At 65.6% G+C, this 13,254-nt stretch carries 11 protein-coding genes; 9 read left to right on the forward strand and 2 right to left on the reverse strand.

The window, feature by feature from the left end; all coding sequences use genetic code 11:
* Positions 1-228 precede the first annotated feature (228 nt).
* The 9 genes from ACODSD_RS21855 to ACODSD_RS21895 all read left to right on the forward strand — a co-directional run bounded on the left by ACODSD_RS21855 (position 229) and on the right by ACODSD_RS21895 (position 11,262).
* A complete protein-coding gene (locus ACODSD_RS21855) occupies positions 229-1,539 on the forward strand; it encodes a lysine N(6)-hydroxylase/L-ornithine N(5)-oxygenase family protein (RefSeq protein WP_488878320.1) in 1,311 nt (436 codons plus the stop codon).
* A complete protein-coding gene (locus ACODSD_RS21860; RefSeq protein WP_488878321.1) occupies positions 1,536-2,588 on the forward strand; it encodes an NAD(P)/FAD-dependent oxidoreductase in 1,053 nt (350 codons plus the stop codon). The genes ACODSD_RS21855 and ACODSD_RS21860 overlap by 4 nt, the downstream gene beginning before the upstream one ends.
* 6 nt (positions 2,589-2,594) lie before the next feature.
* Entirely contained in the window at positions 2,595-4,613 is a 2,019-nt protein-coding gene (locus tag ACODSD_RS21865) for a class I tRNA ligase family protein (RefSeq protein WP_488878322.1), read from the forward strand.
* Positions 4,610-6,232, forward strand: a complete 1,623-nt coding sequence (locus ACODSD_RS21870; protein WP_488878323.1) for an AMP-binding protein — start codon at positions 4,610-4,612, stop codon at positions 6,230-6,232. The genes ACODSD_RS21865 and ACODSD_RS21870 overlap by 4 nt, the downstream gene beginning before the upstream one ends.
* 36 nt (positions 6,233-6,268) lie before the next feature.
* Positions 6,269-6,874, forward strand: coding sequence for a GNAT family N-acetyltransferase (locus ACODSD_RS21875; RefSeq protein WP_107800104.1), 606 nt, complete (start codon positions 6,269-6,271; stop codon positions 6,872-6,874).
* A gap of 35 nt (positions 6,875-6,909) precedes the next feature.
* Complete coding sequence (locus ACODSD_RS21880) at positions 6,910-7,638, forward strand: alpha/beta hydrolase (RefSeq protein WP_235089503.1); 729 nt, start codon at positions 6,910-6,912, stop codon at positions 7,636-7,638.
* 132 nt (positions 7,639-7,770) lie between these two features.
* Positions 7,771-8,742, forward strand: coding sequence for a cupin-like domain-containing protein (locus ACODSD_RS21885; RefSeq protein ID WP_107800102.1), 972 nt, complete (start codon positions 7,771-7,773; stop codon positions 8,740-8,742).
* A 47-nt stretch (positions 8,743-8,789) separates the two neighbouring features.
* A complete protein-coding gene (locus tag ACODSD_RS21890; RefSeq protein ID WP_488878324.1) occupies positions 8,790-10,007 on the forward strand; it encodes an ATP-grasp domain-containing protein in 1,218 nt (405 codons plus the stop codon).
* 37 nt (positions 10,008-10,044) lie between these two features.
* A complete protein-coding gene (locus ACODSD_RS21895; protein WP_253315274.1) occupies positions 10,045-11,262 on the forward strand; it encodes an MFS transporter in 1,218 nt (405 codons plus the stop codon).
* 396 nt (positions 11,263-11,658) lie between these two features.
* Here the strand turns inward: ACODSD_RS21895 and ACODSD_RS21900 are convergent, their stop codons facing one another.
* Both ACODSD_RS21900 and folE read right to left on the reverse strand, forming a co-directional pair.
* Positions 11,659-12,084: a BLUF domain-containing protein gene (locus ACODSD_RS21900; protein ID WP_107798585.1), complete on the reverse strand. Its 426-nt coding sequence runs from the start codon at positions 12,082-12,084 to the stop codon at positions 11,659-11,661.
* Positions 12,085-12,228: 144 nt separating this feature from the next.
* Positions 12,229-12,924 carry a GTP cyclohydrolase I gene (gene folE / locus ACODSD_RS21905; protein ID WP_227107517.1) on the reverse strand — a complete coding sequence of 232 codons (696 nt, stop codon included), beginning with the start codon at positions 12,922-12,924 and terminating at the stop codon, positions 12,229-12,231.
* Positions 12,925-13,254: the final 330 nt, after the last annotated feature.

Here is a 13,254-nt window from a genome sequence, read left to right on the forward strand (position 1 = left end):
GCCTGAGGCGTTTCTACAACGGGATACGGCCTGGCCTTTGGTACTGGTCTGGACGAAATAGCGGAGGTTCATGCCGGAGCGGGCGGCGTTTCGCCCCCGGCGATGTTTTGGCGGTTTTGCGGTTGTTGTTGATTGCGAATGAGAGTGCCGGTTGGATTTTCCGCCGCTGCGATACGCAGTTCATCGCGGCTCCTTTTGTCTTGCATACACTTCAAGTGCCAATACACCATGAAATATCACTGCATCGGCATCGGCAGCGGGCCGTCCAATCTGAGCGTGGCTTCGCTCTTGCATGGCCAGCACGACATCAAGAGCATCTTCTTTGAACAGAAAGCGGCGTTCACCTGGCACGACGGCATGATGATTCCCGGCGCGGGGCTGCAAGTCTCCCTGTTCAAGGATCTGGTCACGCTGGCGGACCCGACCAACCGCTTTTCCTTTGTGTCCTATCTGCACCAGCACGGCAGATTGCTGCAGTTTCTCAATGCGCGTTTCGATCAGGTGTCGCGGCTGGAGTTTCGCGATTACCTGAAATGGGCGGCGGAGAGCAACGGCAATATCTGCTTTGGCGAGCGGGTGCTGGAGGTCGATTTCGACGGCGGCGCCTTCGTGGTGCAGACCACGAAGCGGAGGGTGCAGGGCGACAATGTGGTCGTCGGCGTCGGCATTGTGCCGGAGGTGCCGGACTTCGCGCGCTCCTGTCTCGACGACAGCACGCATTTCCACGTCAATGAGTTCGCCGCCAAGGCCGGCGTCGCGGCGGGCAAGCGCGTGCTGGTGATAGGCGGCGGCCAGTCCGGCGCCGAGGTGGTGCTGGATTTGCTGCGCCGCGGCGGCGGCCAGGCGCCGGCGGCGCTGAGCTGGCTGTCGCGGCGGGAGAATTACTTCCCGCTCGACGATTCCCCGTTCACCAACGATCTGTATACGCCCACCCATTCCAATTATTTTTACGAGCAGGACGAAATCTTCCGCAGCGCCTTCATCAAGCGCAATCTGCTCAGCAGCGACGGCATTTCCGAATGCACCTTGCGCAGCCTCTACCAACAGATCTACTCGCTGCGCTTCATCGAACGCTCGCCTATCGACATCCGCCTGCTGCCCTTCCGCGAGGTGCGCGCCATCGGCCGGAACGGCGAGCGCTGGTCCATCGCCGCCCGCCATCTGGGCGCCAACGCGCCGGAAACGCTGGAAGCGGACGTGGTGATCTGGGCCAGCGGCTTCAAGCCGGCGCCCACGCCCTTCCTGCAGCCCCTGCGGGAGCGCCTGGAGCGCGAGGGCGAGGAAATCGCCGTCGACCGCGATTACGCGGCGCTGGGCAAGCTGCCGCGCAATCGCAGCCTGTTCATCCTGAACGCCATCCGCCAGCAGCGCGGCCTGGCCGATCCCAATCTCAGCCTGACCGCCTGGCGCAGTCAGATCGTCATCAACCGCATGCTGGACGCGCCGCGCGCCGGCGATGTCGACGCCGCCTTCGTGTCCTGGGCGCCGCTGGCCTCGGCGCGCGCGGACGAGCGCAAGAACAAGAGGGAATGGGCATGACGGCGCCCCGCATCGTCGTCGTCGGCGGCGGCATCCTCGGCTGCACGATAGCCGCGCGCCTGCTGGAGCGCGAGCCGCGGGTCCGGCTCACCCTGGTGGACCGCGGCCTGGTCGGCGCGGGAGCGTCGATGTATTCCGCCGGCGTCCATTTCCCGGTGGGACGCTCCGAGCGCGTGCGCCAACTGAGCGCGGCCAGCGCGGATTACTACCAGACCTTGCGCGCCCGCCATCCGCAGTTGCCCATGCACGGTTTCGACTTTTTCGTCGCGGCCGGCGCGGCCGACGCCGATGAGGTCCGCGCCCGCTGCGCCGGCCTGCTGCCCTTGTCGGCGGAGGAACAGGCGCGCGTCGCGCCGGATCTGCCGGCCGGCCGCGAGCTGTGGCGGATGCCGGATTGCCATGTGACGGATGTGCAGGGGCTGGCCTTATGGCACGCGCAGCGTCTGCGCGGCCGCGCCGAGGTGTTGGAGGGGATTGGGGTCGAGGCGCTGGACGAGAGCGCCGACGGCGTCCGCCTGACCCTGTCCAGCGGCCGGGAGCTGGCCGCCGACGCCGTGGTGCTGGCCCCCGGGCCGTGGGTCAACGAGGGCTGCTGGAGCGGGTTGACCGCCGGGCTGGGGGTTCGCGTCAAGAAGGTGGTGGCCCTGCATCTTCAGCGGCCGGCGGAGGAGGGGGCCGCGCTGTTCTTCCCCGCCGAGGACGCTTTTCTGGCGCCGCTGCCGCACCGCGGGCACTGGCTGTTCAGCTACACCTGCCAGCAATGGGACGTGTCGCCGGAACAGTGCCGGCAGGCCGGGGTGGAGGCCCGCGAGATCGCCGAGGCGCGCGAGGCGCTGCGGGGCGTTGCGCCGGCGCTGGCGCCGCTGCTGAGCTCGGGCCGGGTGTTCTGCGACGCCTACAGCCCAAGCCGCGAGCCGCTGGCGCAATACCTGGGCCGTCATCGACGCGTTCTGTTTGTCGGAGCGTGCAACGGCTCCGGTTACCGGCTGGCGCCCGGCGTCGCCGCGGAAGCCGTCGCCCTGCTCAATCACACTCTCACCAAGGGATAGCCGATCATGCACATCATAGAATTGAACGAAGCGCAGCGGTCGCCGGCTTTCGGCATCGAGATGGCGTCCATCGCCGGCCTGGGCGAGCAGGAGCAGGTGCGGCTGGCCTACGGCGTCGTCGAGCCCGGCGGGGAAAGCCAGCCGCACAAGCACGACGAGCTGGAAGCCTTTCTGATTCTGAGCGGCGAGGGCGTCATCGACGCCGACGGCCGCTCCCAGCCGGTGCGCGCCGGCAGCCTGGTGCTGTTCAAACCGTTTGAAAAACACGTGTTGCGCAATACCGGCGGGCAGCCGCTGCGCTTCTGCGACTTCTACTGGCGGGACGCGGCCAAACGCGAGGCCGCCGCGCAGGACAACGGCGCCGCGCGCCTGAAAGGGCGGCCGGTATTCGTGTTTTCCACGCCGCCCACGCCCAACGGCGACCTGCACCTTGGCCATCTGTCCGGTCCCTATCTGGGCGCCGACGTCTATGTGCGCTTCCTGCGCGCCAGCGGACACGAGGCCTACCACCTGACCGGCAGCGACGATTACCAGAGCTATGTGGTGGGCCGCGCCCGCCAGGAAAACAGCAGTCCCCAGCAAGTGGCCAGCCATTATTCGGCGGCGATCCAGTCCACGCTGGATCTGATGGACATCCATCTCGATCAATACACCGTCACCACCCGCGACCCGGCTTACGCGGCCGGCCTGCGCGATTTCTTCTCGCGCCTGGTGCGGGGCGGCGCGCAGCTGCGTTCCGACGCGGCGCTGTTCGACGCCGAAACCGGCGATTATCTGTACGAGGTGGACGTTTCCGCCAAGTGTCCAAGCTGCGGCTCGCCCTGCGGCGGCAATATCTGCGAGGAGTGCGGCGAGCCCAACAACTGCGTGGATCTGGACGCGCCGCGCTCGCGGCTGTCGGACGCGACGCCGGTCACCGGCGCCATCCGCCGCTACATGATCAATCTGTCCGCCTTCAAGGAGGCGGTGGAGCAGCATCAGCGCCTGGGCAAGGTGTCGCCGCGCTTGCAGCAATTGGCTGAGCGGGTGCTGGCGCGCAAGGACTATTGGGTGCCCATCACCCATCCGGCGCAATGGGGCGTGCCGCCGGCGGAGGAGGTCGAGGGCGAGCAGGTGATCTGGGTGTGGCCGGAAATGGCTTACGGCTTCCTGTACGGCATCGCCGAACTGGGCGGCCGGCTGGGCAAGCCCTGGCAGGCCGACCGGCCGCAGCCGGACTGGAAGATCGTCCACTTCTTCGGCTACGACAACAGCTATTACCACTCCATCCTGTACCCGGCCTTGTACCGGATGGCCTTCCCGGATTGGCAGTGCGACATCGACTACAACGAGAACGAGTTCTACCTGCTCGACGGTCTGAAGTTCTCCACCAGCCGCCGGCACGCGGTATGGGGCAAGGACATCCTGAGCCCTGACAGCGTGGACGCGGTGCGCTATTACCTGGCGCGCACGCGCGGCGAGCAGGAGCGGACCAATTTCACGCTGGAGGATTTCCATGCGTGCGTGGAGCGGACGCTCTTGGGCCAGTGGCAGGCCTGGCTGAGCGGCCTGGGCGAGCGCTTGCGGCAGGATTTCCAGCAGCGCGCGCCCGACGCCGGCAACTGGACCGCCGCTCACACCGCCTATTTCGACGCGCTGAGCAACCGGCTGACCAGCCTGAGCACCCATTACGGCGCAGACGGTTTCACGCTCAACCGCGTGACGGAAGAGCTGGACGGGCTGGTGGCCGGCGCGCTGCGCTTCGCCAAATCGAACGAGCGCATCCGTCGGAATCCGGCGCTGCGCGACGAATACCGGACCGCGGTCGCGCTGGAGCTGGCCACGGCCCGCCTGCTGGCTCAGGCCGCCGGCCCGCTGATGCCGCGCTTCGCCCAGCGCCTGGGCCGCGCCCTGGGCATGGAAGGCGTCGACGTCTGGCCGGAAAGCGTGGAGCTGTCGCCGCCGGGCGCGGCTCTGGACTTGGCGGAGCAGCGCTTTTTCACGCCGCTGCGCCGGGCGGGCGCGGCGGAGGAAGGGCGGTCATGAGCGGGCTGGGGTCTCAAGCGCCGCGCGGCCCGGACGTCGATCTGGTCAACGCCATCGCGCTGCGCGGATGCGATGACGAGCGACATGTGATCCGCTTCCGGCAAGACGGCGCCGTGCAGGCCTGGACGCTGGCCGAGCTGGACCGCAAGGCGGCGCGCGTGGCCCGGCGCTTGCATGCGCTGGGCTTGCGTCCGCGCGACCGGGTGGGCATTTTGTCCCGCAACCGGATCGAATTCGTGCTGCTGGATCTGGCCGTCCTGAAACTGGGGGCGGTGACCGCGGGCTTCGAGGCCGGGCGTTTCGAGCCGGCGCGTATTGTGGACAGCTACGGCTTGAAAGCCTTGTTCGCCGAGGGCGTGGACCGTTCGGGCGCGGTGTTCGACATCGCCGAAGTCCAGGCCTGGGCCGAGCGCGCCGAGGCGGACGCGGCGGAGCGACCCCTGCACGCAGGCTACGACCCGGCCGACGTGCTGGCGATCAAGTTCACCTCGGGCAGCACCGGCGCGCCCAAGGGCCTGGAAGCCACCGTCGCCAGCGTCAACAGTTCCATCAATGAAGTGCAGGCGATGTTCGGGCATGGGGACGGCGACAATCTGCTGGTGTTCCTGCGGCTGGCTTTGCTGCAGCAACGCTATTGGATTTATTCGGCGCTGGCGTTTGGACACGACCTCACGCTTTCCGATCTGGATCAGGCGCTGGACATGGCCAAGGCCTGCCAGCCCACCGTCGTCATGGGGGTGCCGGGCTTTTACGAAGCCTTGCGCGCCAACCTGTCGCAGCGGCACGGGGACGCCGATCCCGCCGCCCGCGGCGCGCAGATACAGGCCGCGCTCGGCGGGCGCGTCCGTTATCTGTGGACCGGCTCCGCTCCGGCCAGCCGGACGGTGCTGGAATTCTTCAACCATGCCGGCGTGCCGTTGTACGAGGGATACGGCAGCAACGAGGCCTGCATCGTCGCCAAGAACCATCCCGGCGCCTTCCGCCTGGGCAGCGTGGGCAAGGTGCTGCCCAACAAGTCCATCCGTTTCGACCAGGACGGCGTCTTGATCGTGGCCAGCCGCCATCCGGTCAACTGCCGCTATACCTGGTGCGATCCCGGCGTCAGCGAAAAAAGCTTCCTGCCCAGCGCCGAGGTCAAGACCTGGGATCTGGGCCATGTGGACGAGGACGGTTTCCTGTACATCCACGGTCGCGTGGACGACGTCTTGACCATGGCCAGCGGCCGCAATGTGCTGGCGAGGCCGCTGGAAGAGGGCTTGCGCCGGCATCCGGACGTGCACGAATGCGTGTTGTACGGCACCGGCAAGCCCTTCATCACGGCCATCCTGTCCCCGGCCTTGGCCGGGGCGGACGCCGAGGCTTTGCGCCGGCATATCCGGGCGCTGAACGAGGATGTTTTCCAGGAGGCGCGCATCCTGGCGGCGCTCATCGTCGACGAGCCGTTTTCCATCGAGAACGGCCTGCTGACTTCTCAATTCAAGCCCAAGCGCAAAATGATTCATCAGCGCTATATGGCGCAGCTGGACGACATCTATGCGCGCCACGCGCGGACGCCGGAAGCGTTTTCGGCGGACGCGGCGTATGTGCGGGATGGCCGGGCGCCGCAGCCCTCTTTCTGATACGCGGCCCGCTTAAACCTATGCAAGGAGCGATACATGACTTGGCGTAATTTGAAGGACCTCACCCTGGAAAACGAACGCGTGCGCTTGCGCCGGATTCAGATCGGCGATTACGCGGCGTTCGAGCGCATCGTGTTCGAGCCCGCCATCTGGGAGTACTTCGTCGCCCGCATCCAGACGCCGGACGATCTGGGCCGCTTCGTCGAGCAGGCGATACAGGACACGCTCAACGGCAGCCGCATCGTGTTCGCCATCATCGACCGCCAAACGGACCGCATCGTCGGCAGCACCGCTTACGGCAATCTCGCCGAGGGCGAGCGCCGCCTGGAGATAGGCTGGTCCTGGCTGTGCCGGGACGCGCGGCGCACCGGCATCAACCGCGCGGTCAAGTTCGAACTGCTCAAGCACGCGTTCGAAGCGCTGGAATGCGAGCGCGTGGAGTTCAAGACCGATGTGCTGAACGCCGGCGCGCGCGCGGGCCTGGCCGGCATCGGCGCGACGGAGGAAGGCGTGCTGCGCAGCTTCAACTTCATGCCCGGCGGCCGTCGCCGCGATGTGATCTATTACAGCGTGCTGCGCCAGGAATGGGAGCGGGTCCGCGCCGAACGCTTCCCGGCGCTGGCCGCCGCGGCAAGCCGTTGAGCGGCCGGGCCGGCATCAAGATGGACGCCCCCGACATGTCCGCGAGCCCGCAGATGAAAACCGAAGACTTCGTCTTTAGCGCCGGCGAGCACTGGCTGGCCGCCACCCGCGTGCAGCCGGACGCCGGCGCGGCAAGCAGCGTCCTCACCCTGCACGGGCTGGGCCAGACCGCGAACCGGCACACCATACGCTATGTGCTGGACCACCTGGCCGGGCACGGCCTGGGCTCGGTGTGCTTTGAATTCTCCGGCAACGGCGACAGCAGCGGGGCGCTGGAAGAGGCCTGCCTGCGGCGTCGTTACGAGGAAACGCTGGCCGCCGCGGAACACCTGGACAAGCGCGAGCCGCTGACCCTGATCGGCACCAGCATGGGCGGCCATCTCGCCGCCTGGGTCGCGCCGGTGCTGAAGCCCGCCTGCCTGGTGCTGTTCTGCCCGGCAAGCTATCCGGCCGACGCCGCCGAATCCCGTTTCGACGGCGGCCTGGCCCGTCCCGGCCCCTATCCGGACTCCCCGGCCTATGCCGGCCTGCGCGAATTCAGCGGCGACTTGCTGATCATCGGCGCCGGCAAGGACGCGGTGGTGCCCGCCGAGACGCTGGACGGCTATCTGGCCGCGGCCATGAACGCCCGCAGCAAGAAGATGGTCTGGCTGGACGACTGCGAGCATTTCATCCATCGCTGGCTGCCGCATCAGGACGCTTTGCGGCCGCAAGTGCTGACGACGATAAGGGACACCATTCTGCGGGCGCGCGCCCGCCAATAAGACCCACTAACAAAACCCCTGATCCCGCGTTGCGCGGCCTTGTCGTACGACTTGTACTGTCCGCGTCGGCGCGCCTTGGCTCAGGTTCTCTGCGAGGTTTTGTTAGCGGCTCTAAGTCTATTGGAGGAATCCATGCAACACGCTCCCGTTCTGATCGAAGCGAATATCCTGAAGCGGCGCGATGTCGCCAGCCTGGAGATCGTTGAAAACGCGTTCTCCAGCGGCCCCGTCGCCGAGGCCCTGCGCCGGGCGCCGGGCATCGAGCGCCGCCGGGGCTTGAGCAAGGAGGCGTTCGACCGCGAATACCGCCACCAGCAGCGGCCGGTGATTCTGGAAGGCTACGCCGCCGACTGGCCGGCGGTGCGCCATTGGAGTTTCGAGCATCTGGCCAAGCGCTGCGGCGCGACGCCGGTGGTGGTCAACAGCTATAGCAGCCAGCGTTCCGCCCAGGCCAGCTTCGCCGAGTTCGTCGACATGCTGATGCGCAACGAGGGGCCGGAGGCGACGCCCATCTATCTGCAGGAATGGTATTACCAGGCCTCCTGCCCCGAGCTGGCCGCGGACATGCCGGAACTGGACATCGCCCAATACGATTTCCGCCGCGATCTGTACGGCGAGGTGATTTCCACCAATCACCAGCTCTGGCTGGGCCAGCGCGGCGGCGTCACCCGGCTGCATCAGGACTCCTACACCATCGACGTCATGCATGTGCAGCTGGTGGGGGAAAAACACTGGACCGTCTTGGGGCCGCAGGCGATGTTGCCGGAAACGGAGACGGGGGGCGCCGATCTGCAAGCGCTGGCCGACGATCCCGCCGCCCAGCTGATGCAATGCACGCTGAAGCCCGGCGACGTGCTCTATCTGCCGGCGCTGTGGTTCCACCGCATCAAATTGCTGAGCAACTCCATCGGCCTGGGCCGGAAGTGCCTGGACCAGGCCAATCTGCAAACCCATATCCGGCAACGGATGGCGGAGCTGCTGGCGCTCGCCCTCAATCCGGAAGAGGTCAAGCTCACCCATCCCGAACTGTTCAATGTGGTGATGATGCGCAACCGGGTCTGGGCCAAGCGCATGGGCATCGATTTGTCGAAACTGCGCCCATGATCCGGCTTTCGCCCCGCGGTGCGGGACACCTCATCAGGAGAAAATAAATGAAGCAAGCGCATGTATTGGTTGTCGGGGGATTGAACCACACGCTGGACAGGCTGGAGCAATTGGGCGCCCGCTATTCGATGATGCAGATCCCGGAGCGCGTCAATGAGCGCCAGTACGGCGCGGCGGTGCGCTACGCGGTGATGGATTACGAAGACATGGAGGAGGTCTTGCTGCTGGCGCGCGCCTGGCACGCCAAGGACCCGTTCGACGCGGTGGTGTCCTTCACCGAATACGGCCTGCATCCGGCGTCGCAATGCGCGATCGAGCTCGGCGTCGCCGGCGACAATCTGGAAGCGGTGCTGAACACGCGCGACAAGATCAAGATGCGGGAGCTGCTGGGCCGCCACGGCCTGAGCCCGGTGCGATACCAGGTCTGTCAAAGCCTGGACGACGCGAGAAGCTTTTTCCGCTCGCTCAACGGCGAGGCCATGGTGCTGAAGCCGTATGCCGGCGGCCTGAGCGAGGGCGTGTTCTTCGTGGATGAGGACGCGCATCTGGAGGCGCGCTGGAACGGCTCCCGCGCGGTGATGGACGGGCCGCTTCTGGCGGAGGAGTTTCTGCACGGCCCGGAGTACAGCGTGGAATCGCTGTCCATCAACGGCCGGCATGAGATCGCGATGATCACCGAGAAAGAGGTCACGGCGCTGCCGCGCTTCATCGAGCTGGGCCACCAGGTGCCGGCGCGGCTGGACGAGGCGCAGCAGGCGGCGGTCAAGGCCTTGGTCAGCCGTTTTCTGGACGTCATCGGCCAGAAAACCGGGCCCGCGCACACCGAGATCCGCCTGACGCCGTCCGGGCCCAGGATCATCGAATCGCAAACCCGGATAGGCGGCGATCAAATCTGGGAAATGTGCGAGCTGGTCAGCGGCGTCAACCTCACCGGCGAGACCATCGCGGCGCTCACCGATCTGCCGCGGCCCGAACGCAAGCCGGCGGCCAAGGCCGCCGCCATCCGCTTCTTCTCCTACGAAAACGCCCGCATTCTGGACGTGAGCGGCGTCGAGCAGGCGAAAAGCGCCCAGGGCGTGGTCCGGGTGGAGTGCCAGCTGCACGCCGGCCTGCGCTGCGAGACGCTTAAATCGTCCAATTCCCGCCAGGGCTACGCGCTGTGCGTGGGCGACACGATAGAGCGGGCCGTCTCCAACGCGGAGGCCGCGCGCGACGCGGTGCGGGTGGAGTGGGAGCCGCTGAGCGCGGAGCAGGGCGGACTTTGAACCGTTTCTTGGACAACTCGAATAAAGACAGGCAAGCATGAACTCGCATCCGGTCCGGCGCAGCGTGTTGTACATCACCGCGCATTACATCATGACCTATCTCGGCTACTACGGCCTGGTCTCCACCCTGGTGGTCACGCTCAACAAGGCCGGGTTCAGCGCCGAACGGATCGCCATGCTGGTCATCCTGTTCACCTTGACGACCAAGGCGGCGAAGATACCGCTGGCGCCGTGGCTGGACCGGATGGCGGCGACGAAGTCCGTGCTGATAGGCTGCGTCATGGCCGCGGTCGGTTTCTTGCTATTGTATTCGGCCAAGGATTTTTATTTGACCGCCTGTGCGCTGGCCCTGTCCGGCACCGGCATTTCCATCAACGCGCTGGCGAGCAAGCAGCTGGCCGCGGCGACCAGCGATATGATGGACAACCGCGCCAAGCTGTTCTCCATCACCTATATCGGCATCAATATCGCGGCGGCGGCGGCGGCGCCGCTGGCTCTGTACCTGGCGGCCAAGGGGCAGTACCAGCTGGTGTTGATCGGCATCGCCGTCTCTTACTGTGTGGCCGGGGTGGTGACCTTCCTGAACTTCGGCAAGCTGGGCATGAAGCGCCCCGGCGGCGGCGCGCCGTCGTTTCTGGCTTATTGGAAGCTGCTCTACGTGCCCGGCATTCCCCCCTTCCTGCTGATCAATTTCTTTTGCTGGCTGCTGTACGGCCAGCTGTTCAACGTGCTCGCGCTCTATGTCTCGGAAACGCTGGCCCAGCCGGGCAAGCTGGGCTGGCTGTACACCCTGAACGCCTTGCTGGTGATCGGGCTTCAGCTCTTGGTCACCCATCTGGCCCACCGCTGGAGCGGCGGTAAGCCGCTGGGCATTGTCCGTTCTTCCTACGCCACCTTCGCGCTGGCCTTCATCATGCCCTTCATGCTTCCGGGCTATACCGGCGCGCTGGCCTTCGTGCTGCTGTTCACCTTCGCCGAGATGATGTTCGCGCCCAGCATGGACGTGCTGCTGCTGTCCTTGATCGGCAAGGAGAGCCGGGCGGTCGCTTACAGCGTGCTGTCCATCAGCACCGCGCTGGGGGAGTCGCTGGGCGGGGGCATGGGCGTCGCGGTTTACCGCTGGATGGCGGATTACGGCCATGCCGGCCAATTCTGGCTGGCGCTCGCCGGCTTGTCGCTGCTGTGCATCGCCGTCGCCTATGTGTTGCAGGAGTCGAGCGCCGGCTTGCGCGCGCAGGCGGCGGGCGCGGTTTAGCGAAGCGGAGCAGAGCGTAAACCGCTGCTTAGAACCTGTTCACGATCTTTCCGAGAGATGGCTCCAAGACATGGAATCCGCTGCGCGGATGGTGATTTTCATTGCCGGGGCTGCCCGGCGAGCAGGGAGGAGATATTTGCTTGGCCAAATATCCCCTCCACCCCTAAAGGCCACCCTGCAAGCCAGGCCTACGGCTTCCCGCCGGTTCCCGTCAGGTCCGAGGCGCGGCTGAACTCGCAGCGCGCTACCGTCGCGCTGCTCGAACAGGCAGCCGCTTAAGACCTCGGACCTGCCACCCGACGGCAGGCTTGAAGGGACCCGGGGCGCGTCGGATACGCGGCCTCCTGTGCAGCAAACCGTGTTTCAAAGCACAGACAAAAGATCGTGAATAGGTTCTCAGTGGCGGATCTGGGTGCTGCCGGCCTCGGCCAGCGCCTCCAGCAATAGGGCGGTGCTGGCGCCGGGCAGGCTGAACGGGTCCAGGCGCGCCTGGGCGGAATAGCGCAGCAGCAGCGAGGCGTTGAGTTTTTCCATCATCACCTCCGCCATGCTCCAGTTGGCGAAGCGGCGTTGCTCCATTTCCTGGTAGTCCAGCAGCGTCAGGCATTGATGGCGCGGATCATGGGCCAGTTTCTGGTACAGCAGATTGACCTCGGCGCGGCCGCCTTCCAGCGATTGCACGAATACGTCCTTGCTGTAGCACAGCACCCCGGTGATGCCCTGGGCCGGATTGTATTTGCGCGCGGCGATCATGATGTCGTCCACCAGATCGCTGTCTATGGATTTGTGCGCGCGGCTGCAGTAGGTCAGGCGTACCAGCATGATGTGCCCCTTGGATGCGAAGAAGCCGCGCCAGACCGGCGCGGCCTCGTTTCATCTTAGTCGCTGCGCGCCGTCTTGCCGCTGACCTTAAAACCTGTTCAAGACCTTGTCCCGAGCTTGCCCGAGAGACGGTGAACGGGCTCTTTATTTATGCATCAGGGACAGGAATTCGCGGCGCAGATTGGCGTCGCTGAGGAAGGAGCCGCGCATCACGCTATTGGTCATCTTGCTATTGCTGTCCTTGACCCCGCGCCAGTGCATGCAGAAGTGGTCGGCCTCCATCACGATGGCCAGGCCGTCCGGCTGCAGCTTCTTCATCAGCAGGTCCGCGATCTGGGACACCGCCTCTTCCTGGATTTGCGGGCGGGTCATCACCCAGTCTATCAGCCGCGCGTACTTGGACAGGCCGATCAGATTGGAATGTTCGTTGGGCATCACCCCCACCCAGACGCGGCCGATGATGGGGCACAGATGGTGGGAGCAGGCGCTGCGCACCGTGATCGGACCCACGATCATCAACTCGTTGAGCTTCTCCACATTGGGGAACTCGGTGCTGGCCGGCATCTGCACATAGCGGCCGCGGAAGACTTCCTTGATGAACATCTTGGCCACGCGCTTGGCGGTGTCCTGGGTGTTGTGGTCGTGCTCGGTGTCGATGACCAGGCTTTCCAGCACGGCTTTCAGTTTCTCCTGAACCTCGGATTGCAGCAGGTCCAACTCGCCGTCTTCGATGTGGGCGGCGATATTGTCGTTGGCGTGGAAACGGACGCCGGCTTGCTGCAGGCGGCTGCGGATGCGTTGTGAGACCGGCAGATGGTCAACGGTATTGGTCTTGTTCATTGTGTTGGCAGTCTCGGATGCTTATTTATCATTTTGGCGCCGCCATGGCCGGCGGCTCTATCCATTGCGCATGACTTGGGGCAGGGCAGGCGGTGGGCGCCTCCCTGAAAGGCGGCGTGCTTGGAGCCTGGCCGATGCGACAGGAACGCTCCATGTTAGCACAAGCAAACGAAGCGCATCCGCAGCCGATGCGCCTAGTAGAAACCCTTAGCCCGTCAGGGCTTGACGCGGGAAGCCCTTAATTTGGCGGGCATGCAAAGTCAATGCCGGCGGCTGGCCATACAGGATATTGCTGTCCTTTTGGACGGGGTTGGGCGCGTGGCGGCGCCT

This window comes from Chromobacterium sp. FG22, from assembly GCF_057809415.1.